Source organism: Arhodomonas sp. KWT (assembly GCF_010993615.1).
The window spans coordinates 1-605 of record NZ_WNXE01000998.1; the positions used below are offsets into that span (position 1 = coordinate 1).

The window sequence follows — 605 nt, forward strand, 5'->3', positions numbered from 1 at the left end:
GACGTGCTCGTCCTCAACCCCTCGCTCCACTACTGGGGCGACGTGGTCTCCGAGCGCGGGCTGGCGAAGCTGCGCGAACTCTGGCGCCGCCGCGGGCTCCCGGACGCGAGCGATTACTACAGCGTCGGCCACCCGCTGCTCGCCTCCCTCGGCGGCACCGGCCGGGAGTTCCTGGAACTGCTCCAGAACCACAGCGGCGACGACGCCTACCACTTCACCGAGCCGGCGGAGAACGCAGACCTCGGCCACCTGGCACGCCTGCAGGCGGATATCCTGGAGCTGCGCCGGCGCGGCGCGGACGGCGACGAGCCCGCCGTGGCGCTGAATCCGCAGGACACCTCCATCACCCTGCACGCCTGCCACAGCCCCATGCGCGAGGTGCAGGTACTCCACGACCGCCTGCGCCGGCTGTTCGCGGACACGGACCTCCAGCCCCGGGACGTCGTGGTGATGACGCCGGACATCGACCGCTACGCCCCCTACATCGAGGCGGTGTTCGGCAACGCCGCCGGCGAGCGCCACATCCCCTGGTCCGTGACCGACCGCGCGCTGCCCGGCGTGCACCCGGTGATCCGCGTGTTCACCCGGCTGCTGGAGCTGCCGCG

Annotated in this window: 1 protein-coding gene; it reads left to right on the plus strand. The window is 72.2% G+C overall.

Translation table 11 applies throughout. The features are described 5' to 3' along the window. Window positions 1-605, plus strand: a 605-nt coding sequence (locus G7A99_RS23765) for an exodeoxyribonuclease V subunit gamma (protein ID WP_163144533.1), incomplete at both ends; no start/stop codon positions are given.